Annotated in this window: 24 protein-coding genes and 1 other RNA gene; 19 read left to right on the top strand and 6 right to left on the bottom strand. The window is 65.4% G+C overall.

The genetic code is table 11. From position 1 onward, the window contains the following. The first annotated feature begins 75 nt into the window (after positions 1-75). Together WT53_RS06195 and WT53_RS06190 are read left to right on the top strand one after the other, a co-directional pair. Positions 76-345, top strand: a complete 270-nt coding sequence (locus tag WT53_RS06195) for a hypothetical protein (protein ID WP_034206710.1) — start codon at positions 76-78, stop codon at positions 343-345. A gap of 361 nt (positions 346-706) precedes the next feature. Next, positions 707-1060 carry a DUF4148 domain-containing protein gene (locus WT53_RS06190; RefSeq protein ID WP_034206711.1) on the top strand — a complete coding sequence of 118 codons (354 nt, stop codon included), beginning with the start codon at positions 707-709 and terminating at the stop codon, positions 1058-1060. A 273-nt stretch (positions 1061-1333) separates the two neighbouring features. Here WT53_RS06190 and ssrA read toward each other — a convergent pair. The 4 genes from ssrA to ompA all read right to left on the bottom strand — a co-directional run bounded on the left by ssrA (position 1334) and on the right by ompA (position 3967). After that, positions 1334-1703: a transfer-messenger RNA gene (gene ssrA, locus WT53_RS06185) on the bottom strand. 17 nt (positions 1704-1720) lie between these two features. Then, on the bottom strand, positions 1721-2434 hold the full coding sequence (gph, locus tag WT53_RS06180; RefSeq protein WP_034206712.1) for a phosphoglycolate phosphatase: 714 nt from the start codon (positions 2432-2434) through the stop codon (positions 1721-1723). 13 nt (positions 2435-2447) lie between these two features. Next, a complete protein-coding gene (gene ubiG / locus WT53_RS06175; protein ID WP_059501696.1) occupies positions 2448-3146 on the bottom strand; it encodes a bifunctional 2-polyprenyl-6-hydroxyphenol methylase/3-demethylubiquinol 3-O-methyltransferase UbiG in 699 nt (232 codons plus the stop codon). Positions 3147-3298: 152 nt separating this feature from the next. Next, positions 3299-3967, bottom strand: coding sequence for an outer membrane protein OmpA (gene ompA, locus WT53_RS06170; RefSeq protein WP_006400736.1), 669 nt, complete (start codon positions 3965-3967; stop codon positions 3299-3301). A gap of 544 nt (positions 3968-4511) precedes the next feature. On the opposite strand from ompA, the gene gyrA reads away from it, so the two are divergent. The 16 genes from gyrA (at position 4512) to cysM (ending at position 22237) form a co-directional block, all read left to right on the top strand. Continuing rightward, positions 4512-7115 (top strand): DNA gyrase subunit A, encoded by a 2604-nt coding sequence (gyrA, locus tag WT53_RS06165; RefSeq protein WP_034206713.1) that lies wholly within the window; start codon positions 4512-4514, stop codon positions 7113-7115. Positions 7116-7198: 83 nt separating this feature from the next. Next, positions 7199-7798: a DUF2059 domain-containing protein gene (locus WT53_RS06160; protein ID WP_006486966.1), complete on the top strand. Its 600-nt coding sequence runs from the start codon at positions 7199-7201 to the stop codon at positions 7796-7798. 155 nt (positions 7799-7953) lie between these two features. Continuing rightward, positions 7954-9036 carry a 3-phosphoserine/phosphohydroxythreonine transaminase gene (serC, locus tag WT53_RS06155; RefSeq protein WP_034206714.1) on the top strand — a complete coding sequence of 361 codons (1083 nt, stop codon included), beginning with the start codon at positions 7954-7956 and terminating at the stop codon, positions 9034-9036. Positions 9037-9069: 33 nt separating this feature from the next. Beyond that, entirely contained in the window at positions 9070-10152 is a 1083-nt protein-coding gene (gene pheA, locus WT53_RS06150; protein WP_034206715.1) for a prephenate dehydratase, read from the top strand. Between the two features lie 176 nt (positions 10153-10328). Next, a complete protein-coding gene (locus WT53_RS06145) occupies positions 10329-11255 on the top strand; it encodes a prephenate dehydrogenase/arogenate dehydrogenase family protein (RefSeq protein WP_034206716.1) in 927 nt (308 codons plus the stop codon). A gap of 13 nt (positions 11256-11268) precedes the next feature. Beyond that, positions 11269-12573: a 3-phosphoshikimate 1-carboxyvinyltransferase gene (gene aroA, locus WT53_RS06140; protein ID WP_034206717.1), complete on the top strand. Its 1305-nt coding sequence runs from the start codon at positions 11269-11271 to the stop codon at positions 12571-12573. Between the two features lie 13 nt (positions 12574-12586). Beyond that, positions 12587-13273, top strand: a complete 687-nt coding sequence (cmk, locus tag WT53_RS06135; protein ID WP_006476573.1) for a (d)CMP kinase — start codon at positions 12587-12589, stop codon at positions 13271-13273. 142 nt (positions 13274-13415) lie between these two features. Beyond that, positions 13416-15128: a 30S ribosomal protein S1 gene (gene rpsA, locus WT53_RS06130; RefSeq protein WP_011544885.1), complete on the top strand. Its 1713-nt coding sequence runs from the start codon at positions 13416-13418 to the stop codon at positions 15126-15128. Positions 15129-15150: 22 nt separating this feature from the next. Further along, positions 15151-15474, top strand: a complete 324-nt coding sequence (locus WT53_RS06125; protein WP_006486894.1) for an integration host factor subunit beta — start codon at positions 15151-15153, stop codon at positions 15472-15474. A 206-nt stretch (positions 15475-15680) separates the two neighbouring features. Further along, on the top strand, positions 15681-15974 hold the full coding sequence (locus tag WT53_RS06120; RefSeq protein ID WP_012328123.1) for a lipopolysaccharide assembly protein LapA domain-containing protein: 294 nt from the start codon (positions 15681-15683) through the stop codon (positions 15972-15974). Between the two features lie 53 nt (positions 15975-16027). Continuing rightward, the gene (gene lapB / locus WT53_RS06115; RefSeq protein ID WP_034206718.1) at positions 16028-17200 is read left to right on the top strand and encodes a lipopolysaccharide assembly protein LapB; all 1173 of its coding nucleotides are present in this window, start codon (positions 16028-16030) and stop codon (positions 17198-17200) included. 90 nt (positions 17201-17290) lie between these two features. Beyond that, complete coding sequence (locus WT53_RS06110; protein ID WP_034206719.1) at positions 17291-18691, top strand: UDP-glucose/GDP-mannose dehydrogenase family protein; 1401 nt, start codon at positions 17291-17293, stop codon at positions 18689-18691. Between the two features lie 7 nt (positions 18692-18698). Continuing rightward, positions 18699-19649, top strand: a complete 951-nt coding sequence (gene rfaE1, locus WT53_RS06105; protein WP_052100257.1) for a D-glycero-beta-D-manno-heptose-7-phosphate kinase — start codon at positions 18699-18701, stop codon at positions 19647-19649. 63 nt (positions 19650-19712) lie between these two features. Then, positions 19713-20705 carry an ADP-glyceromanno-heptose 6-epimerase gene (rfaD, locus tag WT53_RS06100; RefSeq protein ID WP_006496538.1) on the top strand — a complete coding sequence of 331 codons (993 nt, stop codon included), beginning with the start codon at positions 19713-19715 and terminating at the stop codon, positions 20703-20705. Between the two features lie 74 nt (positions 20706-20779). Beyond that, the gene (locus WT53_RS06095) at positions 20780-21121 is read left to right on the top strand and encodes a helix-hairpin-helix domain-containing protein (protein WP_059824240.1); all 342 of its coding nucleotides are present in this window, start codon (positions 20780-20782) and stop codon (positions 21119-21121) included. Between the two features lie 213 nt (positions 21122-21334). Further along, the gene (cysM, locus tag WT53_RS06090; protein ID WP_034206721.1) at positions 21335-22237 is read left to right on the top strand and encodes a cysteine synthase CysM; all 903 of its coding nucleotides are present in this window, start codon (positions 21335-21337) and stop codon (positions 22235-22237) included. A gap of 74 nt (positions 22238-22311) precedes the next feature. On the opposite strand, the gene mltB is transcribed toward cysM, so the two are convergent. Next, entirely contained in the window at positions 22312-23529 is a 1218-nt protein-coding gene (gene mltB, locus WT53_RS06085) for a lytic murein transglycosylase B (protein WP_060258864.1), read from the bottom strand. A 169-nt stretch (positions 23530-23698) separates the two neighbouring features. Between mltB and WT53_RS06080 the strand changes: the two genes are divergently transcribed. Further along, complete coding sequence (locus WT53_RS06080) at positions 23699-24622, top strand: histone deacetylase family protein (RefSeq protein WP_034206723.1); 924 nt, start codon at positions 23699-23701, stop codon at positions 24620-24622. 30 nt (positions 24623-24652) lie between these two features. Here the strand turns inward: WT53_RS06080 and WT53_RS06075 are convergent, their stop codons facing one another. Further along, on the bottom strand, positions 24653-25573 hold the full coding sequence (locus tag WT53_RS06075) for an alpha/beta hydrolase (RefSeq protein ID WP_034206724.1): 921 nt from the start codon (positions 25571-25573) through the stop codon (positions 24653-24655). Positions 25574-25587 lie beyond the last annotated feature (14 nt).

Raw genomic sequence — 25587 nt, 5'->3', positions numbered from 1 at the left:
GCAGTGGGGGAATTGCGCTACGCTTGCCGCTTGATCAACGTTCCAACAAGCACGCCGTTCAGGCGTCATCCCGCCATGAAATTTTCCGTTCCCCTTGCCGCGGCAGCGTTGACCGCGGGGCTGCTGGTCGTCGCTTCGCCGTTTGCGTTCGCGCAGAATTCCCCGGGGGTGCCCGGCGGCATCCTGAGCGATCAGTTCCGCCTGAACGAGCATCCGCAGATGCCGTTCGCCGCGTCGGCGCCGTCGCAGAAATACCAGACCGGCAAGAAGTCGGCATTGCGCCGCAAGGGTGACCTGGGCGACCCGAACGGCTGCAACCTGAAGTGCCCGATGGATACCCGGTAACGAGCAGCCGGCGTGTCTGCGCCCGAGCGGGCGCGCCTGTCTTCTGTGCAGCAGTTCGCTCGCTCGACCGACAGACGGCGGCAGAGGTTCCGCCCGATTCCGCTCTTCCATTCGAGCCCCGCGAAGCCTGCCGCTTCGCGGGGCTCGCGCTTTTGCGGTCCTTCATGCAATGCGGGGCGGACGAAATGGCCGTTCGCCCGCATTGCGGTTCCGACAGGAATCTAGGGTTAACCCGTAAATCAGGAAGGGTGTCTTCCTGAAACCTGCCTTATTCTTAAGCATCCACCTACATAAACTTCGGTTTGTCGGCGCTGATCAAGGTGTTCACCGCCGAATCAGACAAATCTGGAGGTAGGTCATCATGAAGTCGCTCGTTCAAGCCGTTGTCGTTGCTGCTGCTCTCGTTGCTCCGGTCGCTTCGTTCGCCCAGTCGGGTTCGACGATCACCCGGGCGCAGGTGCGCGCCGAACTGGTTCAACTCCAGCAGGCCGGTTACAACTCAGCCCGCGGCGAAGATCCGCACTATCCGGAAGCGATCCAGGCCGCCACGGCCCGTATCGCGGAGCAGCAGCGCAGCGCGCTCGCACAAGCTCGAGGTGCCGACGCCAGCGGCTACGGTGCGCAGGCACAGGGCGCATCGGCGTCGGGTTCGCGCGCAATGGGCGTGCGCCCGGCCAGCGCGGAAGAAATGAAGTCGCTGTATCGCGGCAGTTAAGCCGTGTATCGCCCGGTAGGGGTGGTTACGGGCGGGTACCGGCGCGGCGTCGCGCCCGACGCCGATCATCGGGCCGGTCATCGCCCGGCGCAGCCGATGATGGGGCACGCGCGGCAGAACATCCGTCACCTCCTGCCGCCGGACATCGGCGGCATTCCGCCCGGCCCATCGGGGGCTGGGCGCTTTTTCGGAAGGCGTCGGACGTGCGTTTCGCCGGCAACAAAAAACCCCGCAGACTTGCGTCATGCGGGGTCGTGCGACGAGCGCGGAATTTGGTGGAGGCGGCGGGAATCGAACCCGCGTCCAGAAGCGCTCCACGACTAGTTCTACATGTTTAGTCCAGTCTTTTGATTTAACCGTAGCGACGCGGACGAACACGCTGCACTACGGCGATTCGCTAGGTTTTCGACCCTGGCGTCGCGACGCCGACAGGGCTTAACTGACGTAAATGACCTCTGGCGGTATTGCTACCGGTCTTGCGACACTAGCCCGTCAGTGAACTAGGCAGAGGACGGCGGCCCTTAGGCTGCCAGTGCGAACGTATCGTCGTTTGCAGTTACGATTTTCCCATTGATTAACGAGGTGACGGGTCCTCGACATGCCCTAGCCGCTTCACAACCCCTGTCGAAACCAGGTCGCCCCCGCGGATAAGATCGAACATTATAGCCCAACATCGCGCAGCAGGTCCCGCAGTTCCTGCGTCGTGTCGACGAGGTGCCGGGCCTGCCAGTCGACCGGTGCGACGCCGTCGCCGCAATAGCCGTACGCGGCTGCCACGGTGGCCATGCCGGCGGCGCTGCCGGCCTGAATGTCGCGCAGGTCGTCGCCGACGTAGACGATGCGCGCAGGCGCGAGCGCCAACTGGTCGGCCGCATGCAGCAACGGGGCCGGATGCGGCTTCGAGTGCGGCGTTGTGTCGCCCCCGACGACGCACGCGGCGCGCGGCGCGAGACCGAGCAGCTCGACGAGCGGTGCCGTAAGCCGCATCGCCTTGTTCGTGACGATGCCCCAGCGCACGCCGCGCGCATCGAGTTCGTCGAGCACGTCGCCGATGCCGGGGAACAGCGTCGTATGCACGCAGAGATCGGCCGCGTAGTTGGCCAGGAACTCGTCGCGCATCGCTTCGTAGCCGGGCGTGTGCGGATCGATGCCGAACGCGCCGCCGAGCAGGCCGCGCGCGCCGGCCGAGGCCAGCGGCCGCAGCACGTCGAGCGACGTTTCGGGCAGGCCGCGCTCGCGTTGCATCTTGTTGACGGCTGCCGCGAGATCGGGCGCCGTGTCGGCGAGCGTGCCGTCCAGATCGAACAGGACTGCATCGCAGTGCAGCAGGCGCGGTTCGTCTGCGATCCGCGCGGTCGAAAGGGGAGTCGTCATGCCGGTCAAAAGATCATGCGCCGCGTCGGCATGCGACGAGGTAGTTGATGTCGGTGTCGTTCGACAGCGCGAAGCGCTTGCCGATCGGGTGATACGTGATGCCCTTGATCTCGACGATGTGCAGATCCGTCGCGCGCACGAAGCCGGCCAGTTCCGACGGGCGGATGAAGCGCGCGTAATCGTGCGTGCCCTTCGGCAGCATTTGTGCGATGTATTCCGCGCCGATCACCGCGAACAGGTAAGACTTCAGATTGCGGTTCAGCGTCGAGAAGAACACCCAGCCGCCCGGTTTCACGAGCGTCGCGCACGCGGCCACGATATCGCCGGGTGACGGCACGTGCTCGAGCATCTCCATGCACGTGACGACGTCGTAGGTGCCCGGTTCGCGCGCGGCGATCGCTTCGGCTGCGATCGCCTCGTAATCGACCGAAATGCCGCTTTCGAGGCTGTGCAGGTCGGCAACGCCGAGCGCTTCGGTCGACAGGTCGATGCCTTTCACCTGGGCGCCGAGCCCGGCCATCGATTCGGACAGGATGCCGCCGCCGCAGCCAATGTCGAGCGCGCGCTTGCCGGCCAGATGCGCATGCGCGTCGATCCAGCCGAGCCGCACCGGGTTCAGGTCGTGCAACGGCTTGAATTCGGCATTCGGATCCCACCATCGGTGAGCGAGGTCGCTGAATTTCTGGAGTTCGTGCGGATCGGCGTTGGTCATGTCGGCAAACGGGCTACGAGAGGAGGGCGATGCTTCGGTGCGTCAGCCCCGAGTATATAAGCGGGCGGACGACGAGGCCAGCGAGCGTCTGGACGGGCGTCAATGAAAAAGCCCCGCCGGAGCGGGGCTTTGAAGCAGTCGAAAACCGCGGCTTACTGCGCCGGAACGGTCGTCTTCTGCACTTCTTGCGTACCGACCACTTCGACTTCCACGCGGCGGTCCGGTGCAAGGCAGGCGATGAGTTGCTTGCGGTTCTTCTGGTTGCAGCCGGTCGTGACCGGGTTGCGCTTGCCCTTGCCTTCCGTGTAGATCTTGTTGGCCGGCACACCCTTGCTGACCAGGTACGACTTCACGGCTTGCGCACGGCGCAGCGACAGACGGTCGTTGTACTTGTCCGAACCGATGCGGTCCGTGTAGCCCGTTGCGACGACCACTTCCGTGTTCATGCCCTGGATCTTCGATGCCAGTTCGTCCAGCTTCTGCTTGCCCAGCGGCTTGAGCGTTGCCTTGTCGAAGTCGAACAGTGCGTCAGCTTGATACGTGATCTTCTGGCTCGTGATGGCCGGAGCGACCGGAGCGACCGGCGGCTGCGGTGCCTGGGCGACCAGTGCGCCGTCGCACTTCGCGTTGGCGGTGGCCGGCGTCCAGAACGCATCGCGCCAGCAGAGCTCGTTCGTGCCGTTCATCCACACCCATTCGCCCGTGCCGTTCACCCAGTTGTCATTGACGGCTTGACGCGACGCCGGCACCGACTGTGCCGAAGCGGATGCAGCCATAACTGCGGTAGCTGCAATGAACGCGAGCTTTGAAAGTTTATTCATATTTCTCCTCTCGAAATTGAGATTACCGCAGGTTTACTGCGAGCCTGTTGACGGTGACAAGTCATACATTGCTCGAAGTATAACATTGGTGCGGCACAAAAAACGCGGCACCGCTCTGTGTAGACTTCGAGCAGCGTCTAACTTTCAGTGCGTTGGCATTTTGCCATATCGTTCCCTTCCTACGAAAAAAAATCCTCCCCACCCCAAGATCGCTTCAACTTTGTGGTGCATGCGCAACACCGGCCTGCCGTAACTTTTAGAGATTGTCAAGAGCGTGGCCGGGAAATCGCACGAATGCATGCCGTCGTTTACTCGCGCGCGTGAAACACGGCGGATGCGATCGCGTGCGGCGTCTCGAGCGTCGCGCGCGATGTCGGCCGATCGATTTCGGCCGATTCGCCGTCGCCGCGATTTTTGCTGTTTACATATAGAGGGGAAGCGGATTGGCGGCTGATGGGCGCATGTTAGAATCTCGCGTTGCGTTGCGCATGCAGCGCCCACGCGAAAGGCGTTCGCCGTCTTCGCTCCGAAACGATACGGATACATGGATCAATTCGCCAAAGAGACCCTGCCCACCTCCCTCGAGGAGGAAATGCGCCGTTCGTATCTCGATTACGCGATGAGCGTGATCGTCGGACGTGCCCTTCCGGATGTCCGCGATGGCCTGAAGCCCGTGCACCGGCGCGTATTGTTCGCGATGCACGAACTGAACAACGACTGGAACCGCGCGTACAAGAAATCGGCGCGTATCGTCGGTGACGTGATCGGTAAATATCACCCTCACGGCGATACCGCGGTCTACGACACGATCGTGCGGATGGCGCAGGACTTCTCGCTGCGCTACATGCTGATCGACGGGCAGGGCAACTTCGGCTCGATCGACGGCGACAATGCCGCGGCGATGCGTTACACCGAAATTCGCATGGCGAAGATCGGTCACGAGCTGCTCGCCGACATCGACAAGGAAACGGTCGATTTCGAGCCGAACTACGACGGCAACGAAACGCAGCCGTCGGTCCTGCCGTCGCGCATCCCGAACCTGCTGATCAACGGCTCGTCGGGCATCGCGGTCGGCATGGCGACCAACATTCCGCCGCACAACCTGAACGAAGTCGTCGACGCGTGCCAGCATCTGCTCGGCAACCCGGAGGCGACGATCGACGAGCTGATCGAGATCATCCCGGCGCCGGATTTCCCGACGGCCGGCATCATCTACGGCGTCGCCGGCGTGCGCGACGGCTACCGCACCGGGCGCGGCCGCGTCGTGATGCGCGCGGCCACGCACTTCGAGGAGATCGACCGCGGCCAGCGGATGGCGATCATCGTCGACGAGCTGCCGTACCAGGTGAACAAGCGCTCGCTGCTCGAGCGGATCGCCGAGCTCGTCAATGAGAAGAAGCTCGAGGGCATTTCCGACATCCGCGACGAGTCCGACAAGAGCGGCATGCGCGTCGTGATCGAGCTCAAGCGCGGCGAAGTGCCGGAAGTGGTGCTGAACAACCTGTACAAGGCGACGCAGCTTCAGGACACGTTCGGCATGAACATGGTCGCGCTCGTCGACGGCCAGCCGAAGCTGCTGAACCTGAAGGAAATCCTGCAGTGCTTCCTGTCGCATCGACGCGAAGTGCTGACGCGCCGCACGATCTACGAACTGCGCAAGGCCCGCGAGCGCGGCCACGTGCTCGAAGGTCTCGCGGTCGCGCTCGCGAACATCGACGAGTTCATCGCGATCATCAAGGCCGCGCCGACGCCGCCGATCGCGAAGCAGGAACTGATGGCGAAACCGTGGGATTCGTCGCTCGTGCGCGAGATGCTGACGCGCGCCGAGAGAGAGAACGCGGCGGCCGGCGGCCGTTCCGCGTATCGTCCGGAAGGCCTGAACCCGGCGTTCGGGATGCAGGCCGACGGGCTGTACCGTCTGTCCGACACGCAGGCGCAGGAAATCCTGCAGATGCGTCTGCAGCGCCTGACCGGCCTCGAGCAGGACAAGATCATCGGCGAGTACCGCGAAGTGATGGCGCAGATCGCCGACCTGCTGGACATCCTCGCGCGCCCCGAGCGGATCACGACGATGATCGGCGAGGAGCTGACCTCGGTGAAGGCCGAATTCGGCGACGCGCGCCGCTCGAAGATCGAGCTGAACGCGACCGAGCTGAACACCGAGGATCTGATCACGCCGCAGGACATGGTCGTCACGATGTCGCATGCGGGCTACGTGAAGTCGCAGCCGCTGTCCGAGTACCGCGCGCAGAAGCGCGGCGGTCGCGGCAAGCAGGCGACGCAGATGAAGGAAGACGACTGGATCGAGACGCTTTTCATCGCGAACACGCACGACTACATCCTGTGCTTCTCGAACCGCGGCCGCGTGTACTGGGTCAAGGTCTATGAAGTGCCGCAGGGCTCGCGCAACTCGCGCGGCCGCCCGATCGTCAACATGTTCCCGCTGCAGGAAGGCGAGAAGATCAACGTCGTGCTGCCGGTCAAGGAATTCTCGGCCGACAAGTTCATCTTCATGGCGACGTCGCTCGGCACCGTGAAGAAGACGCCGCTCGAAGCATTCAGCCGCCCGATGAAGAAGGGCATCATCGCGGTCGGCCTCGACGATGGCGACTACCTGATCGGTGCGTCGATCACCGACGGCGCGCACGACGTGATGCTGTTCTCGGATTCCGGCAAGGCAGTGCGTTTCGACGAGAACGACGTGCGTCCGATGGGGCGCGAGGCGCGCGGCGTGCGCGGCATGCAGCTCGAGGACGGGCAGCAGGTCATCGCGATGCTGGTCGCGGGCAGCGAGGAGCAGACGGTGCTCACCGCAACCGAAAACGGCTACGGCAAGCGCACGCCGATCACCGAGTACACGCGTCACGGTCGCGGCACGAAGGGCATGATCGCGATCCAGACGTCCGAGCGCAACGGCAAGGTCGTGGCCGCCACGCTCGTCGACGCCGAGGATCAGATCATGCTGATCACGACGGCCGGCGTGTTGATTCGCACCCGTGTTTCCGAGATACGCGAGATGGGACGCGCCACGCAAGGTGTTACACTCATCAGTCTCGATGAGGGTACCAAGCTCTCTGGCCTGCAGCAGATCGCGGAGGCCGAAGAGGGAGAGGGCGAGGCCGACGAGGCGTCGGACGGCGAAGCCTGAAGAACGGATGAGACTCTGGCCGCCGCGGGCGAAATGCGCCGCGGCCGGCGAGCAACCATTCATATTTCCAAAAGGGAGTGATGATGCAAAAGCAATTCAAGCAACTGGTTCTGCTGGCTGCACTGGTGCCGACGTTCGCGATGGCGCAGGCGCTGTCGAATTCCGCACCGGCTGCTCCGGCGGCAGCTGCGCCGATCGACGCCGACAAGAAGGCAGCGATCAAGGATCTGCTCGACGCGATCGACGCGCCGAAGCTCGTGTCGGCAATCGGCAACAGCGCCGAAATGCAGGCCAAGCAACTCGTGCCGGCGATCCTGTCGGACGCGCTGTCGGAAAACAAGACGCTGAACGACAAGCAGAAGCAGGCTGCCGTTCCGACGCTGCAGAAGAACGCGGTGCCGAAGCTGGTCGACGGCGCAGGCAAGGTGTTCGGCACGCAACAGTTCCAGAGCGACGCGATGTCGGCTCAGTACGACGCGTACGCGAAGTACTACAGCACGTCGGAGATCAAGGATCTGACGACGTTCTACAAGAGCCCGACGGGCCGCAAGTTCATCCAGGTTCAGGATCAGGTCGGTCGCGACGTGGTCAACGGCCTGATGCAGAAGTACATGCCGCAAGCGATCCAGGCAACGCGTACGCAGGCTGACAAGGAAGTCGCAGCAGTCAAGCCGGGCAAGTAAGCTGTCCGGGCACGCCCCCGGCCGTTCGGCCGGGTTTGGCGGGAGCCTGACGACAGTGCGATAATGGCCGTTTGCGCGCGAGCGCAAGCGGCCATTTCTTTTCTGGCGCGTTCTGCCGGCGGCAAGCCGGTCGCGTCCCTCCCGAGGTTTTCACGATGCGCGTCTTTAATTTCTCCGCCGGCCCCGCAGCGATGCCCGAGGAAGTACTGCGGCAGGCCGCCGACGAAATGCTCGACTGGCACGGCAGCGGCATGAGCGTGATGGAGATGAGCCATCGCGGCAAGGAGTTCATGTCGATCCACGAGGCCGCGCTGCGCGACCTGCGCGACCTGCTCGGCGTGCCGGCGAGCCACCGGATCCTGTTCCTGCAGGGCGGCGGCATCGCGGAAAACGCGATCGTGCCGATGAACCTGCTCGGCTCGCGCAAGACGGCCGACTTCGTCGTGACGGGTTCGTGGTCGCAGAAATCGTTCGGCGAGGCGAAGAAGTTCTGCACGCCGCATCTGGCTGCGACCGGCAAGACGGAGGGCGGTTTCACGCGTGCGCCCGCGCGCGCCGAATGGCAGCTGTCGGACGATCCCGCCTACGTGCATCTGTGCACCAACGAGACGATCGACGGCGTCGAGACGTTCGAGATCCCCGATCTCGGCGACGTGCCGCTGGTCGCGGATGTCTCGTCGCACATCCTGTCTCGCCCGATGGACGTCGCGAAGTACGGCGTGCTGTTCGGCGGGGCGCAGAAGAACATCGGGATGGCCGGCGTGACGGTCGTGATCGTGCGCGAGGATCTGCTCGATCGCGCGCTGTCTATCTGCCCGTCCGCATTCGAATGGAAGACCATCGCCGCGAACAACTCGCTGTACAACACGCCGCCCACCTACGCGATCTACATCGCGGGCCTCGTGTTCCAGTGGCTGAAGCGGCAGGGCGGGCTCGAAGCGATCGAGGCCCGCAATATCGAAAAATCGAAGCTGCTCTACGACACGATCGACGCGAGCAGTTTCTATCTGAACAAGGTCGAGCCGGCAGCACGTTCGCGGATGAACGTGCCATTTTTCCTGGCCGACGAAACGCGCAACGAAGACTTCCTCGCCGGCGCAAAGGCGCGCGGGCTGCTGCAGCTGAAGGGCCACAAGTCCGTCGGCGGCATGCGGGCGTCGATCTACAACGCGGTGCCGCTCGAGGGCGTGAAGGCGCTCGTCGAGTACATGAAGGACTTCGAGCAGCGCGGCGCCTGACGGCGGCGCTGTTCAAACAGCACGGCAAAACGCATGGACGACGAACTGAATTCCCGCCTGAAACCGCTGCGCGACCGCATCGACGCGATCGACGCGCAGCTGATCGCGCTCCTGAACCAGCGCGCCGCGGTGGCGCTGGAGGTGGGCGAGGTCAAGAAGCATTTCAACGCGCCGGTGTTCCGGCCGGAGCGCGAGCTGCAGGTGATCGCGCGGCTGCAGGACATGAGTGCCGGGCCGCTCGCGAGCGAGCACATCAGCGCCATCTGGCGCGAGATCATGGCGGCGAGCCGCGCGCTCGAGCAGACGATCCACGTCGCGTTCCTCGGGCCGGTCGGCACGTACAGCGAGCAGGCGATGCTCGAGTATTTCGGCCAGTCGATCGAAGGGCTGCCGTGCCCGTCGATCGACGAGGTGTTCCGCTCGGTCGAGGCCGGGGCGTCCGCGTTCGGCATCGCACCGGTCGAGAATTCGACCGAAGGCGCGGTATCGCGCACGCTCGACCTGCTGTTGCAGACCCAACTGGTGATCAGCGGCGAGCTCGCGCTGCCGATCCATCACAACCTGCTCACGCAGAGCGGCACGCTCGACGGCGTGAAGCGTGTCTGCGCGCATGCGCAGGCGCTCGCGCAATGCCAGCAGTGGCTCGCGGCGAATGCGCCGCAGCTCGAGCGGCAGGCCGTGGCGAGCAACGCGGAGGCCGCGCGTCTCGCCGCGGCCGATCCGACCGTCGCCGCGATCGCGGGCGATCGTGCGGCCGCGCATTACGGCCTGCAGATCGCGTTCTCGCTGATCCAGGACGATCCGCACAACCGCACGCGTTTTGTGATCGTCGGCAAGCAGCCGGCCGGCCAGAGCGGTCACGACCAGACGTCGCTGATCGTGTCGGTGAAGAACGAGCCGGGCGCCGTGTTCAAGCTGCTCGAGCCGCTCGCGCGGCACGGCGTGTCGATGACGCGCTTCGAGTCGCGTCCGGCGCGCGTGGGCACGTGGGAGTACTACTTCTACATCGACATCGAAGGGCATCGCGACGATGCGGCGGTGGCGGCCGCGCTGGCGGAACTCGGCCAAAAGGCCGCGTTCCTGAAGATACTCGGTTCGTATCCGCGCGCACGCTGACGCGGCGGCGCGTCGCCTGCGGTGCGCGAAGAAGCGGGCAGGGCAGGCCGATCGGCGCTGCCGAAGGCGGGAGCGGGCGGTATCCGGCGCAGGTTGCGCCGGGTGCGGGCCCGTTGCCCGGAATCTGGAATTCCGCGTGCGGGGCGTCGTCCCGCATGCGTAACTTGGCTCTTGTCGTGTCAGGCTTTGCATTCAACAAACTGGTCATCTTCGGCGTCGGCCTGATCGGCGGATCGCTGGCTCGCGCGCTGCGCGAGCGCGCGCCGGGCGGTGCGGGCGAGATCGTCGGCGTGGGCCGTTCGCGTGCGTCGGTCGAGCGCGCGCTGTCGCTCGGCGTGATCGACCGCGCGGCGGCGCTCGACGACGACGCGCAGGTGCGCGACGCCCTTGCCGGCGCCGATCTCGTCCTGCTGGCCGCGCCCGTCGCACAGACGGGCCCGTTGCTCGCGCGCATTGCGCCGTGGCTCGACGGCGCGACGATCGTCACCGATGCGGGCAGCACCAAGTCCGATGTCGTTGCGGCTGCGCGCGACGCGCTCGGCGTGCGGATCGTGCAGTTCGTGCCGGGGCATCCGATCGCCGGGCGCGAGTCGAGCGGCGTCGAGGCTGCGTTGCCGGACCTCTACGTCGGCCGCAACGTCGTACTGTGCCCGCTGCCGGAGAACGCGCCCGAAGCGGTGGCCCGGATCGACGCGATGTGGCGCGCGACCGGCGCCGACGTGCGCACGATGACCACCGAACAGCACGATCGCGTATTCGCGTCGATCAGCCATCTGCCGCACGTGCTGTCGTTCGCGCTCGTCGAGCAGATTCTCGGCGAGGCCGACGCGGAACTGAAATTCTCGTACGCGGCCGGCGGTTTTCGAGATTTCACGCGCATCGCGGCGTCGAACCCGGAAATGTGGCGCGACGTGTGCGTCGCGAACCGCGCGGCGCTGCTCGACGAACTCGACGGCTACACGCGCGTGCTCACGCGGTTGCGCGCGGCGATCGACGCCGGCGACGGCGCGGCGCTCGAAGCCGTATTCACGCGCTCGCGCGCCGCGCGCAAGGCATGGCAGGAACGCGGCGGCGCGCCCGCTGCCGAACCGGTCAAGAAATAACAGGACGATTCCCATGGACTACCTCGATCTCGGCCCGTACTCCAGTGCATCGGGCACCGTGCGCCTGCCCGGCTCGAAGAGCATTTCGAACCGCGTGTTGCTGCTCGCGGCGCTCGCCGAAGGCGAAACGACGATCACCAACCTGCTCGACTCCGACGACACGCGCGTGATGCTCGACGCACTCGGCAAGCTCGGCGTGAAGCTCGCGCGCGACGGCGACACCTGTGTCGTCGCCGGCACGCGCGGCGCGTTTACCGCGAAGACGGCCGACCTGTTCCTCGGCAACGCGGGCACGGCCGTGCGGCCGCTGACCGCCGCGCTCGCGGTGAACGGCGGCGACTACCGGGTGCACGGCGTGCCCCGCATGCACGAGCGGCCGATCGGCGATCTCGTCGACGGCTTGCGCCAGATCGGCGCGCAGATCGACTACGAGCTGAACGAAGGCTACCCGCCGCTGCGGATCAAGCCCGCGACGATCTCGGTCGATGCGCCGATCCGCGTGCGCGGCGACGTGTCGAGCCAGTTCCTCACCGCGCTCCTGATGACGCTGCCGCTCGTGAAGGCGAAGGACGGCCGGACCGTCGTCGAAGTCGACGGCGAGCTGATCTCGAAGCCGTACATCGACATCACGATCCGGCTGATGGCGCGCTTCGGCGTGAGCGTCGAGCGCGACGGCTGGCAGCGCTTCGTCGTGCCGGCCGGCGTGCGCTACCGCTCGCCGGGGCGGATCATGGTCGAGGGCGACGCGTCGTCCGCGTCGTACTTCCTCGCGGCCGGCGCGCTGGGCGGTGGCCCGCTGCGGGTCGAGGGCGTGGGGCGGGCAAGCATCCAGGGCGACGTCGGCTTCGCGAATGCGCTGATGCAGATGGGCGCGAACGTGACGATGGGCGACGACTGGATCGACGTGCGCGGCATCGGCCACGATCACGGCAAGCTCGAGCCGATCGACATGGACTTCAACCTGATTCCCGACGCGGCGATGACCATCGCGATCGCGGCGCTGTTCGCGAACGGCACGAGCACGCTGCGCAACATCGCGAGCTGGCGCGTGAAGGAGACCGACCGCATCGCCGCGATGGCGACCGAGCTGCGCAAGGTCGGCGCGATCGTCGAGGAAGGCCTCGACTATCTCGTCGTCACGCCGCCGGAAAAGCTCACGCCGAACGCGGCGATCGATACGTACGACGATCACCGGATGGCGATGTGCTTCTCGCTCGTCAGCCTGGGCGGCGTGCCCGTGCGGATCAACGATCCGAAGTGCGTCGGCAAGACGTTCCCCGACTATTTCGACCGCTTCGCCGCGCTCGCCAAAGCCTGATCCGACTGTTCCGATGAAATCGACCCGACCCTTTCACCCGACTCCCGTCATCACGATCGACGGCCCGACCGCCTCCGGCAAGGGCACCGTCGCGGCGCTCGTCGCCGCGCACCTCGGCTTCCACCTGCTCGACAGCGGCGCGCTGTACCGGCTGGCGGCGCTCGCGAGCGTGCGCTACGGAATCGCAGCGGAAGACATCGACGCGCTGGTGAAGCTGATCGACGATCTGCACATCACGTTCCGTGAAGGTTGCGCGCAGCTCGACGGCGTCGACGTGTCGAACGACATCCGTGCCGAAGCGGTCGGCAACCGCGCGTCGGCCATTGCCGTGCACGGCCCCGTGCGCACCGCGCTCGTCGCGCGCCAGCGGGCGTTTCGCAAGACGCCGGGCCTCGTGGCGGACGGGCGCGACATGGGCACGGTGATCTTCCCCGACGCCGTGCTGAAGGTGTTCCTGACGGCCAGCGCCGAGGCGCGCGCGACCAGACGGCATAAGCAATTGATGCAAAAAGGTTTTTCTGCTAACATAGATGACTTGCTCCGGGATCTTCGTGAACGTGACGCGCGCGACAGCAATCGCGCGGCCGCGCCGCTGAAGCCTGCGGCAGATGCCAAGTTGCTCGATACGTCGGCACTTTCGGTCGATGAAGCCGTCGATCAGGTGCTGCAGTGGTACCGGGCGCTCGGCCAGCCAGCCTGAGAAGGCTGGGCGGCAGTAGGTGCTCCGCGCGTGAGTGCGGAGCGTGTTTCGAACCCTTAACCCCGTGTGGTCTTCGATCTGGCCCTTTCAGCCTGCCATTCCGGCCGGCGTGGCACAGCGAGCCATGCACAATCAGATTTTTATGTCCGACCTGCAAACCTCCACCCCGAATACCGAATCCTTTGCGGCTCTGTTCGAAGAGTCGCTGACCCGCCAAGACATGCGCGCCGGCGAAGTGATTTCCGCCGAAGTCGTGCGCGTCGACCACAACTTCGTGGTCGTCAATGCAGGCCTGAAGTCCGAGGCTTACATTCCGATCGAGGAATTCCTGAACGATCAGGGCGAGGTTGAGGTGCAGTCGGGCGATTTCGTGTCCGTCGCGATCGACGCACTCGAAAACGGCTACGGCGACACGATCCTGTCGCGCGACAAGGCGAAGCGCCTCGCATCGTGGCTGTCGCTGGAAAAGGCCCTCGACAACAACGAACTCGTCACCGGCACGATCACCGGCAAGGTGAAGGGCGGCATGACCGTGATGGTCAACGGCATCCGCGCGTTCCTGCCGGGTTCGCTGGTCGACACGCGTCCGGTCAAGGACACGACCCCGTACGAAGGCAAGACGCTCGAGTTCCGCGTGATCAAGCTCGATCGCAAGCGCAACAACGTCGTGCTGTCGCGTCGTGCAGTGATCGAAGCAACGCAAGGCGAAGAGCGCGCGAAGCTGCTCGAGACGCTGAAGGAAGGCGCGATCGTCAACGGCGTGGTCAAGAACATCACCGATTACGGCGCGTTCGTCGACCTCGGCGGCATCGACGGCCTGCTGCACATCACCGACATCGCATGGCGTCGTGTGCGTCACCCGAGCGAAGTCCTGTCGGTTGGCCAGGAAGTCACCGCGAAGATCCTCAAGTTCGACCAAGAGAAGAACCGCGTCTCGCTGGGCATCAAGCAACTGGGCGACGATCCGTGGGAAGGCATCTCGCGCCGTTACCCGTCGGGCACGCGTCTGTTCGGCAAGGTCACGAACATCACCGACTACGGCGCATTCGTCGAAGTGGAATCGGGCATCGAAGGCCTCGTCCACGTGTCGGAAATGGACTGGACCAACAAGAACGTTGCGCCGTCGAAGGTTGTCCAGCTGGGCGACGAAGTCGAAGTCATGGTCCTCGAGATCGACGAAGACCGTCGTCGTATCAGCCTCGGCATGAAGCAGTGCAAGCCGAATCCGTGGGACGACTTCAGCCGCAACTTCAAGAAGGGCGACAAGATCACGGGCGCAATCAAGTCGATCACCGACTTCGGCGTGTTCATCGGTCTGCCGGGCGGCATCGACGGCCTGGTCCACCTGTCGGACCTGTCGTGGAGCGAAGCCGGCGAAGAAGCCGTTCGCAAGTACAAGAAGGGCGACGAAGTCGAAGCGATCGTGCTCGGCATCGACGTCGAGAAGGAGCGCATTTCGCTCGGCATCAAGCAGCTCGAAGGCGATCCGTTCAGCAACTACGTTGCAATGAACGACAAGGGCTCGATCGTCGACGGCGTCGTGAAGACGGTCGATGCGAAGGGTGCGGTCGTCACGCTGACGGGCGACATCGAAGGCTACCTGCGTGCGTCGGAAATCTCGCAGGATCGCGTCGAAGACGCACGCAACGTGCTGAAGGAAGGCGACAAGGTCAACGCGATGGTGATCAACATCGATCGCAAGTCGCGCGGCATCAACCTGTCGATCAAGGCGAAGGATTCGGCCGAACAACAGGAAGCGATCCGCGGCCTGCAGTCGGACTCCAGCGCTGCTGCGACCGGTACGACCAACCTCGGCGCGCTGCTGAAGGCGAAGCTCGACGGCCAAAACCAGTAAGCCTTACGAGGTCTGCTGAAGTATGACCAAATCCGAGTTGGTCGCGCAGCTGGCATCGCGATTTCCGCAACTTGTCCTCAAGGATGCGGATTTCGCGGTGAAAACGATGCTCGATGCGATGTCCGACGCCCTGGCGAAAGGGCATCGCATTGAAATTCGGGGTTTCGGCAGCTTTGGCCTCAATCGTCGCCCGGCGCGCGTCGGACGCAACCCGAAGTCGGGGGAGAAAGTGCAGGTGCCCGAGAAGTTCGTGCCGCACTTCAAGCCTGGCAAGGAATTGCGTGAACGCGTCGACGGCCGCGCCGGTGAACCGCTGAAGGCTGACGATCCGGACGACGAGCGTTGAACGTCGTTCGGTGTGCCCGGAACCTGTCCGGCGAAGGCTGAAAAGAAAGCGCCCCTTGGGGGCGCTTTTTTCATTTCCGGCCCCGCGCGCAACGCCGCGCACAGGATGTGCGCAGCCGCGGAAACGCTTCCTTTACAATACGGGTCGATTCGGTGCGACGAAGGGGAGTCGCGCGCCGCGGCAAACCTCAACAAAGAGAGGGCTTCATGAAGTTTATCGTCTGGCTGATCCGGGTATTGGTGTTCGTCCTGCTGCTGGTGCTTGCGCTGGCCAATACGCAAACCGCGACGCTGAATTTCGTTGCCGGCTACGCATGGCAAGCGCCGCTGATCCTGATCGGCCTGGCATTCTTCGCCGTGGGGCTGCTGGCCGGCCTGCTGTCCGCGCTGCCTTCGATCTTCCGCCTGCGTCTCGAGAACGGGCGTTTGAAGCGCGATCTGCGTGCGGCGCGCGAAACGCCTGCCGTCATCGACCAGCCGCCGATGCCGCCCGTCATTTAACACGGACGCCGCGCGATCATCGCGCGGTTTTCGTCTCTGCTTCGATATTTCGCATGGATCTGGATTTCTGGTGGTTGCTCGCGATTCCGGTCGCGTTCGCGCTCGGTTGGGCGGCGTCACGCTATGACCTGAAGAATCTCCTGTCGGAGAGCGCCAACCTGCCGCGTTCGTATTTTCGCGGCCTGAATTTTCTGTTGAACGAACAACCCGACAAGGCGATCGATGCGTTCATCGAGGTTGCCAAGCTCGATCCCGAAACGGTCGAGCTGCACTTCGCGCTCGGCAACCTGTTTCGCCGTCGCGGCGAGACCGACCGCGCGATCCGCGTGCACCAGAACCTGCTGAGCCGCACCGACCTGCCGGTCAACGAACGTGACCACGCGCTGTACGAACTGGGCCAGGATTTCCTGAAGGCCGGCCTGCTGGATCGCGCGGAAGAGGCGTTCCACAAGCTCGCCGACGGCGACTACGCGCTCGGCGCGCAGCGGGCGCTGCTGACGATCTACGAGATCGAGAAGGACTGGAACAAGTCGATCGATACGGCGAAACGCATCGAGTCGATGAGCGACAAGCCGCTCGGCGTCGAAATCGCGCAGTTTCACTGCGAACTCGCGCAGGACGCGCTGCAGCGCAAGAATGCCGCCGCGGCGGCCGAACAGTTGCGCCTTGCGCTGAGCGTGAATCCGCAGAACGTGCGTGCGACGGTCCTGTCCGGCGACGCGGCGGAAGCGGCGGGCGATCACGCGGGCGCGATCGAGCACTGGAAGCGCGTCGAAGCGCAGAACCCTGCGTATCTGCCGCTCGTGGCCGACAAGCTGATGAAGGCATACGTCGCGCTCGGCAAGAACGCCGAAGGCGCCGAGTTGCTGATGGGGTACGTCGATCGTTATCCGTCGAACGACCTGCTCGACATCGCCTATCAGCATATCGCCGGGCTGCGCGGCCAGGATGCGGCACACACGCTTGCGCGGACGCAGATGGAAAAGTCGCCGAACCTGTCGGGGATGCTGCACCTGCTCGATGCGCAGATCGCGGCGGCCGAGGAGCCGCGTCGTAAGGAACTTGAAATGATGCGTGCGCTGATCAAGCAGCGCACGAAAAATCTGCCACGGTATACGTGCCAGAATTGCGGTTTCCGGGCGCGGCTCTTCTATTGGCAGTGCCCCGGATGCAGCGGCTGGGAAACCTATGCGCCGCGCCGCGTCGAACCTGCGATGCCGGGCTGATCCCGGCACGCGGAGCCAACGCGCTGCGGTTGCCGCCGGGCTCGCCCCGGCGGCCAAGTTAGTCAATTACCGGGAAGTACCGGAACATCTATGAAAATCACCATCATCGGCACCGGCTATGTCGGCCTCGTCACGGGCGCCTGCCTCGCGGAGATCGGTCACGACGTTTTCTGTCTCGACGTCGATCCGCGCAAGATCGATATCCTGAACAACGGCGGGATGCCGATTCACGAACCGGGGCTGCTGGACATCATCGCGCGCAACCGCACGGCGGGGCGTTTGCGCTTCTCGACCGACATCGAGGCGAGCGTCGCGCATGGCGAGATCCAGTTCATCGCGGTCGGCACGCCGCCCGACGAGGACGGCTCGGCCGACCTGCAATACGTGCTCGAGGCCGCGCGCAACATCGGCCGCCACATGACGGGCTTCAAGGTGATCGTCGACAAGTCGACGGTGCCGGTCGGCACCGCGCGGCGCGTGCGCGGGGTGGTCGACGAGGCGTTGGCCGCACGCGGGCTCGCGGGCAGCGTCGCGCATCGCTTCTCGGTCGTGTCGAACCCGGAATTCCTGAAGGAAGGCGCCGCGGTCGAAGACTTCATGCGCCCGGACCGGATCATCATCGGCGTCGACGACGACGACACCGGCACGATCGCGCGCGAGAAGATGAAGAAGCTCTACGCGCCGTTCAACCGCAATCACGAGCGCACGATCTACATGGACGTGCGTTCGGCCGAATTCGCGAAGTATGCGGCGAACGCGATGCTTGCGACGCGCATCTCGTTCATGAACGAGATGTCGAATCTCGCCGACAAGGTCGGCGCCGACATCGAGGCCGTGCGCCGCGGGATCGGCTCCGATCCGCGCATCGGCTATCACTTCCTGTACGCGGGCGTCGGCTACGGCGGCTCGTGCTTTCCGAAGGACGTGCAGGCGCTGATCCGCACCGCCGGCGAGAACGGCCAGCCGCTGCGCATCCTGGAGGCCGTCGAGGCCGCCAACCATGCACAGAAGGACGTGCTGATCGGCAAGATCGAGCAGCGCTTCGGCGCCGACCTGGCGGGGCGCGAATTCGCGGTCTGGGGTCTGGCGTTCAAACCGAACACCGACGACATGCGCGAGGCGCCGAGCCGCCGCCTGATCGCCGCGCTGCTCGAACGCGGTGCGACCGTGCGCGCCTACGATCCGGTCGCCGTCGACGAAGCGCGGCGCGTGTTCGCGCTGGATTTCGGCGACGATGCGCACATGCTGGCGCGACTGCATCTCGTCGACACGCAGGATGCCGCGGTCACGGGCGCGGACGCACTCGTGATCGTGACCGAATGGAAGGAATTCCGCAGCCCCGATTTCACGCGCCTGAAGGCCGAACTGAAGGCGCCGGTGATCTTCGACGGGCGCAACCTGTACGAGCCGGACGCGATGGCCGAACTGGGCATCGATTACTACGCGATCGGCCGGCCGTATGTCGATCCCCAGTCGTTCCCCCGTGGCTGAACGTACGATGAATACTCTTCGCGAAGTCGTTCCGGTGCCGCGCGAGCAACTCGCGCGCTCGCGTGTGCTCGTCGTCGGCGACGTGATGCTCGACCGTTACTGGTTCGGCAACGTCGATCGCATTTCGCCCGAAGCGCCGGTGCCGGTGGTGCACGTGCAGCGTCAGGAGGAGCGGCTCGGCGGTGCGGCCAACGTTGCGCGCAATGCCGTGACGCTCGGCGGCCAGGCCGGGCTGTTGTGCGTCGTCGGTTGCGACGAGCCCGGCGAGCGGATCGTCGAGCTGCTCGGCAGCAGCGGCGTGACGCCGCATCTCGAGCGCGATCCGGCCTTGCCGACCACGATCAAGCTGCGCGTGCTCGCGCGTCAGCAGCAGTTGCTGCGCGTCGACTTCGAGGCGATGCCGACGCACGAGGTGCTGCTCGCGGGGCTCGCGCGCTTCGATGCGCTGTTGCCGCAGCACGACGTCGTGCTGATGTCGGATTACGCGAAAGGCGGCCTGACGCACGTCACGACGATGATCGAGAAGGCGCGTGCGGCCGGCAAGGCGGTTCTGGTCGACCCGAAGGGCGACGACTGGGAACGCTATCGCGGCGCATCGCTGATCACGCCGAATCGCGCGGAACTGCGCGAGGTGGTCGGGCAGTGGAAATCGGAAGACGACCTGCGCGCGCGCGTCGCGAATCTGCGTGCGGCGCTCGGCATCGACGCGTTGTTGCTCACGCGCTCGGAAGAGGGCATGACGCTCTTTTCCGCGGGCGGCGAACTGCATGCGCCGGCGCTCGCGCGTGAAGTGTTCGACGTGTCGGGCGCGGGCGACACCGTGATCGCGACGGTCGCGACGATGCTCGGCGCCGGTGTGCCGCTCGTCGACGCCGTGGTGCTCGCGAATCGCGCGGCCGGCATCGTGGTCGGCAAGCTCGGCACGGCCACGGTGGACTACGACGAACTGTTTCACTGAGTGCATTCGGCGGCGCGACGAGCGCGCCGCACGAGTGGCTCGCACTTTTCAGGCAGGACGATCATGACCCTCATCGTTACCGGCGCAGCCGGTTTCATCGGCGCGAACATCGTCAAGGCGCTCAACGAGCGCGGCGAGACGCGCATCATCGCGGTCGACAACCTGACGCGCGCGGACAAGTTCCGCAATCTCGTCGACTGCGAGATCGACGACTATCTCGACAAGACCGAATTCGTCGAACGCTTCGCGCGCGGCGATTTCGGCAAGGTGCGCGCGGTATTTCATGAAGGTGCCTGTTCGGACACGATGGAAACCGACGGCCGCTACATGATGGACAACAACTTCCGCTACAGCCGCGCGGTGCTCGATACCTGCCTCGCGCAGGGCACGCAGTTCCTGTATGCATCGTCGGCCGCGATTTACGGCGGCTCGACGCGTTTCGTCGAGGAACGCGACGTCGAGGCGCCGTTGAACGTATACGGCTATTCGAAGTTCCTGTTCGACCAGGTGATCCGTCGCGTGCTGCCGAGCGCGAAGAGCCAGATCGCGGGCTTCCGCTATTTCAACGTGTACGGCCCGCGCGAGACGCACAAGGGGCGCATGGCGTCGGTCGCGTTCCACAACTTCAACCAGTTCCGCGCGGAAGGCAAGGTGAAGTTGTTCGGCGAGTACAACGGTTATGCGCCGGGCGAGCAGACGCGCGATTTCGTGTCCGTCGAGGACGTAACCAAGGTGAACCTGTTCTTCTTCGATCATCCGGAGAAGTCGGGCATCTTCAATCTCGGCACCGGCCGCGCGCAACCGTTCAACGATATCGCGTCGACGGTCGTGAACACGCTGCGCGCACTCGACAACCAGCCGCCGCTCACGCTCGCGCAGCAGGTCGAGCAGGGCTTGATCGAATACGTGCCGTTCCCCGATGCGCTGCGCGGCAAGTACCAGTGCTTCACGCAGGCCGACCAGACGAAGCTGCGCGCGGCCGGCTACGACGCACCGTTCCTGACCGTGCAGGAAGGCGTCGACCGCTACGTCCGTTGGCTATCCGGCCAGGTTTAAACCGACGCGTTGCGTCGATAGACTGGGTCTCACGGTCGGCAGCCGCCGGCCGTTTTTCTTCGGAGATCCAGCACATGATCAGGAAATGGTTTGCCGCGGCGGTCATGCTCGGCGCAGTGGCGTCGGCCTGGGCGGCCGTCGACGTCAACACCGCGAACGAGGATGCGCTCGTCGGTATCAAGGGCATCGGTCCGGCGCGGGCGAAGGCGATTCTCGACGAGCGCGGCGCACGCGGCCCGTTCAGGAATGCAGACGATCTCGCCGCGCGCGTGAAGGGCATGGGCGGGCATACCGTCGAGCGGCTTCAGCAGGAAGGGTTGACGATCGGTGCGGCGGCGGGCGCGGCGCCGTCAGCCGCAGGCAAGCCGGCGGCGGCGAAACCTGCCGCTGCACCGGCTCGCACCGCGCAGAAATAACGGGTCGCACCTACCCGACCAAGGGCTCCTTCAGTCGCCGTCGTTGCGACGGCTTCCCGCGGCATGCCGCGGGTTTTTTTGCATGGAGCGGCATGCGCGGCGATCGCGACCGCGCGGCGTGCGTATTCCATCGTCGCAATGGGGTTGCCGACGCGCGTGCCGGCGCTGGTTTACAATCGATCGGTTGATCGGCCTCGCACTCACGGTATATCCATGGCTTACAAAACTATCGAAGACACGATCGGCAATACGCCGCTCGTGCAACTGGTCCGCCTGCCGGACGACGAGATTCGCGCCCGCAACAACGTGGTGCTCGCGAAGCTCGAGGGCAACAATCCGGCCGGTTCCGTGAAGGATCGTCCGGCGCTGTCGATGATCGGCAAGGCCGAGGCGCGCGGGCGCATCAAGCCGGGCGATACGCTGATCGAGGCGACGAGCGGCAACACGGGCATCGCGCTCGCGATGGCCGCGGCGATCCGCGGCTACAAGATGGTGCTGATCATGCCGGAGGATCTGTCGGTCGAGCGCCGCCAGAGCATGGCGGCTTATGGCGCCGAAATCATCCTGACGCCGGTGAAGGGCGGGATGGAACTGGCGCGCGACCTCGCGGAGCAGATGCAGCGCGAAGGCAAGGGCGTGATCCTCGACCAGTTCGGCAACCCCGACAATCCCGTCGCGCACTACGAAGGCACGGGGCCGGAGATCTGGCGCGATACCGAGGGGCGCATCACGCACTTCGTGTCCGCCATGGGCACGACGGGCACGATCATGGGCACGTCGCGCTACCTGAAGGAACAGAATCCGGCGATCGAGATCATCGGTGCGCAGCCGGAAGACGGCTCGCGTATTCCGGGTATTCGCAAGTGGCCGGAAGCGTACATGCCGACCATTTTCGATCGCAGCCGCGTCGACCGCGTCGAGAGCGTGAGTCAGGCTGCGTCGGAAACGATGACGCGCCGGCTCGCGGCGGTCGAAGGTATCTTCGCGGGCATTTCGTCGGGCGGCGCATGCGAAGTCGCGTTGCGCATCGCGCGCCAGGTCGAGAACGCGACGATCGTGTTCATCGTCTGCGATCGTGGCGACCGCTACCTGTCCACGGGCGTGTTTCCCGCCTGAGCGAGAGGGGGCGCGGCCCGCGCATCGATAAAAAACGCCGCTTCTGCGGCGTTTTTTCTTTGGGCGACCGGTGCTTACTGCGACTGCGTCGCGGCAGCGGCGGGTTGCAGCGCGCCGCTCGCTTCCATCTGCGCTTTCACGGCCTCGCCGAGCTGGTACACGGTGAGCGCGTAGAAGAAACTCCGGTTGTAGCGCGTCAGCACATAGAAGTTCTTCAGGCCGAGCATGTATTCGGTCGCGCGACCCGGCGTCGGCAAGTCGACCACGGTGACCGGCGTGCCGGCTTCGGTCGTGATGTTGACCGTCGGCTCGTTCAACGTCATGCCCGCGCGCAGCAGTTGCGACAGCGCCCAGTGCGGTTCGGGCTGGCCGTCGGCGGCGGCCTGGGCGATGCCCAGGCTGCCTGTATCGGGCGTGATCTGCCAGACCACCGGACGGTCCGTTTCCCAGCCGTGCTGCTTCAGGTAGTTCGCGACGCTGCCGATCGCATCGACAGGACTGCTGCGCAGATCGACGTGACCCGTGCCGTCGAAGTCGACCGCATATTCGCGGATGCTGCTCGGCAGGAACTGCGGAATCCCGATCGCGCCGGTGTACGAGCCGAGCACGGTGGTGGGGTCGAGCTGGTTGTCGCGGGTCCAGACCAGGAAGTCTTCGAGGTTCTTGCGGAACGTGGCCTGGCGGCTGTCGCGGTTCGGCGTGTCCGGGTAGTCGAACGTGAGCGTCGTCAGCGCGTCGAGCACGCGGAAATTGCCCATGTAGCGGCCATAGATGGTCTCGACGCCGATGATGCCGACGATCACCTCGGGCGGCACGCCGAACTGCTCGGACGCGCGCTGAAGCGTGGCCTGGTTCGCTTTCCAGAACTTCACGCCCGCGTTGATGCGGATCGGCTCGATGAAGCGCGAGCGATAGACGCGCCAGTTCTTGACCGTCGGCGACGGGGCCGGCTTCACGAGCTTGACGGCCGTCGCCGAGTAGCTGATGCGCGAAAACAGCGCATGCAGGCTTGCCGAATCGAAACCGTTGCGGCTCACCATCTCGTCGATGAACGCGTCGACCTTCGCATTGTTCGCGTAACGCTGTGGAACGATTTCCTCTTCGAAGGTCTGGCCTTGCGGCGTCTCCTGCTGCGGCTGGGCTTGGGCGACGAGCGTGCCGGCGGGCTTCGCCGGCTGCGTCTGCGCGACGGCAGACGCGGTGCCGAGGGCCGCGGCGAGGGCAGCGGCGACGAGCGGAACGCGAACCCGGAACAGCGCGGAAAGAAGGGCGGCAGGCTTGCTGGAATTCATGTCGAAGCGGGCGGACAGGGCGATTGTGTTCGGCGCAGTATACCCGACGCATCCGGCGCACCGGGCCGAAGCTGGCCCCCGTTGTGGTAAGTTAGCGGCGAATTCGCGGCAGACGATGGACATCATTGATGGAGACCTGCGACGCACCGTGCGCCGCGGATGACAGCTTATGGCAACCGCTTTCTATACGCACCCCGACTGCATGCTGCACGAGATGGGGGAATGGCATCCGGAATGTCCGGCCCGCCTGTCGGCGATCCAGGATCAACTGATTGCGAGCCGCATCGACGACCTGATCGTGCACGAAACCGCGCCGTTCGCGAGCGAGGTCGCGCTGGGCCGGGTGCATACGCAGGCGCACATCGACTACATCCGGAGCATGACGCCGGTCGACGGTTACGTCGAGATCGATCCCGACACGCTGATGAATCGCGACACGTGGCGCGCGGCACTGCGCGCGGCCGGCGCCGCGATCGCGGCGACCGACGCGGTGATCGAAGGCCGCTATGCGAATGCGTTCTGCGGCGTCCGCCCGCCCGGCCACCATGCGGAGCCCGCGCGCGCGATGGGCTTCTGCTTCTTCAACAACGTCGCGATCGCCGCACGGCACGCACTCGACGTACACGGCATCGAGCGCGTCGCGATCGTCGATTTCGACGTGCATCACGGCAACGGAACCGAGGCGGCGTTCGCGAACGACGAGCGCGTGCTGATGTGCAGTTTCTTCCAGCATCCGCTGTATCCGTTCTCGGGCGTCGATCATCAGGCGCCGAACATGGTCAACCTGCCGATGCCCGCACGCAGCAACGGGATGGCGATCCGCGAAGCCGTCGACATGTTCTGGCTGCCGCGCCTCGACGCGTTCAAGCCGCAGATGCTGTTCGTGTCGGCCGGCTTCGATGCGCATCGCGAGGACGATATCGGCAATCTCGGCCTCGTCGAAGCCGACTTCGAATGGCTGACCGCGCGGATCGTCGACGTGGCGCGCCGGCATGCGCAGGGCCGTATCGTCAGTTGCCTCGAGGGCGGCTACAACCTGTCCGCGCTCGGGCGCAGTGTCGTCGCGCACCTGCGCGTGCTGGCCGGGATCTGATTCGCGATTGACTGGCCGGGCCGGGCGCGTTCAGCGCGCCGGCACGCGCGCATGAATCCACGCGATCAGCGCGTCGATCACGCGGTCGCGTTCGAGATCGTTCATCGTTTCGTGGAAGCCGCCTTCGTACAGCGTCAGCGTACGATCGGGCGAACCGACGTGCGCGCCGAACGCCCGGCTGCCGTCGGGCTCGGTCAGCTTGTCCTCCGTGCCGTGATAGACGAGCACCGGCACGCGCAGCGCGCCGCGGCCGCGCTCGATGCGCGCCATCGCATCGAGGATCTCCGCGCCGGTGCGGGCGGGCACGGCGCCGTGATGCACGAGCGGGTCGGCGCGATTGGCGGCGACGACGGCCGGATCGCGCGACAGCAGGGCCGCATCGATCCTGATCGCGGGGAAAGTAGGCCATGCACGGCTGATGAGGCGGCTGAGCGCAAGCATCCAGCGCGGCACGTCGCGCCCCGGCGCAAGCGCCGGACTCGACAGCACGAGGCCGGCCACCGCGTGGCCGCGAGCCGGTGCACGTTCGATCGCGTAGAGCGCCGCGATCGCGCCGCCCATGCTGTGCCCCATCAGGAACAGCGGCGCATCGCCGCGCGCGGCTTCGGCGACCAGCGCATCCGCGTCGTTCAGGTAGCCGTCGAAACGCTCGACCCACACGCGTTTGCCGGGCGACTGGCCATGCCCGCGCAGATCGATCGCAAGCACGTCGATGCCGGCTGCGTTCAGCCGGCCGGCGAGCGCGGCATAGCGGCCCGCGTGTTCGGCGAGGCCGTGCACGAGCGCGATCGTCGCGCGCGGCGGCCCGCTGCCGTCGCCGGCCGGCCAGCGGTACGACGCCAGTTCGAACCCGTCCGCGGTACGCAGCCGGCCCATGTGCGGCGCGGGCGCCGAAGGCGCCGATCCGGCAATGGCGGCGGGTGCGGCGGCCGGCGTGGTGGTGGCGCTCATCTGGCGTGTCTCCG

The sequence above is a fragment of the Burkholderia sp. MSMB2157WGS genome, assembly GCF_001532755.1.
Lineage (GTDB): Bacteria > Pseudomonadota > Gammaproteobacteria > Burkholderiales > Burkholderiaceae > Burkholderia.
Note: the sequence above shows the minus strand (reverse complement) of the source record. Positions and strands in the feature narration are given on the sequence as shown.

Coding starts and splice junctions, on each gene's coding strand:
- WT53_RS06195 (WP_034206710.1), top strand. CDS start 76: ATGAAATTTTCCGTTCCCCTTGCCGCGGCAGCGTTGACCGCGGGGCTG.
- WT53_RS06190 (WP_034206711.1), top strand. CDS start 707: ATGAAGTCGCTCGTTCAAGCCGTTGTCGTTGCTGCTGCTCTCGTTGCT.
- gph (WP_034206712.1), bottom strand. CDS start 2,434: ATGACGACTCCCCTTTCGACCGCGCGGATCGCAGACGAACCGCGCCTG.
- ubiG (WP_059501696.1), bottom strand. CDS start 3,146: ATGACCAACGCCGATCCGCACGAACTCCAGAAATTCAGCGACCTCGCT.
- ompA (WP_006400736.1), bottom strand. CDS start 3,967: ATGAATAAACTTTCAAAGCTCGCGTTCATTGCAGCTACCGCAGTTATG.
- gyrA (WP_034206713.1), top strand. CDS start 4,512: ATGGATCAATTCGCCAAAGAGACCCTGCCCACCTCCCTCGAGGAGGAA.
- WT53_RS06160 (WP_006486966.1), top strand. CDS start 7,199: ATGCAAAAGCAATTCAAGCAACTGGTTCTGCTGGCTGCACTGGTGCCG.
- serC (WP_034206714.1), top strand. CDS start 7,954: ATGCGCGTCTTTAATTTCTCCGCCGGCCCCGCAGCGATGCCCGAGGAA.
- pheA (WP_034206715.1), top strand. CDS start 9,070: ATGGACGACGAACTGAATTCCCGCCTGAAACCGCTGCGCGACCGCATC.
- aroA (WP_034206717.1), top strand. CDS start 11,269: ATGGACTACCTCGATCTCGGCCCGTACTCCAGTGCATCGGGCACCGTG.
- cmk (WP_006476573.1), top strand. CDS start 12,587: ATGAAATCGACCCGACCCTTTCACCCGACTCCCGTCATCACGATCGAC.
- rpsA (WP_011544885.1), top strand. CDS start 13,416: ATGTCCGACCTGCAAACCTCCACCCCGAATACCGAATCCTTTGCGGCT.
- WT53_RS06125 (WP_006486894.1), top strand. CDS start 15,151: ATGACCAAATCCGAGTTGGTCGCGCAGCTGGCATCGCGATTTCCGCAA.
- WT53_RS06120 (WP_012328123.1), top strand. CDS start 15,681: ATGAAGTTTATCGTCTGGCTGATCCGGGTATTGGTGTTCGTCCTGCTG.
- lapB (WP_034206718.1), top strand. CDS start 16,028: ATGGATCTGGATTTCTGGTGGTTGCTCGCGATTCCGGTCGCGTTCGCG.
- WT53_RS06110 (WP_034206719.1), top strand. CDS start 17,291: ATGAAAATCACCATCATCGGCACCGGCTATGTCGGCCTCGTCACGGGC.
- rfaE1 (WP_052100257.1), top strand. CDS start 18,699: ATGAATACTCTTCGCGAAGTCGTTCCGGTGCCGCGCGAGCAACTCGCG.
- rfaD (WP_006496538.1), top strand. CDS start 19,713: ATGACCCTCATCGTTACCGGCGCAGCCGGTTTCATCGGCGCGAACATC.
- WT53_RS06095 (WP_059824240.1), top strand. CDS start 20,780: ATGATCAGGAAATGGTTTGCCGCGGCGGTCATGCTCGGCGCAGTGGCG.
- cysM (WP_034206721.1), top strand. CDS start 21,335: ATGGCTTACAAAACTATCGAAGACACGATCGGCAATACGCCGCTCGTG.
- mltB (WP_060258864.1), bottom strand. CDS start 23,529: ATGAATTCCAGCAAGCCTGCCGCCCTTCTTTCCGCGCTGTTCCGGGTT.
- WT53_RS06080 (WP_034206723.1), top strand. CDS start 23,699: ATGGCAACCGCTTTCTATACGCACCCCGACTGCATGCTGCACGAGATG.
- WT53_RS06075 (WP_034206724.1), bottom strand. CDS start 25,573: ATGAGCGCCACCACCACGCCGGCCGCCGCACCCGCCGCCATTGCCGGA.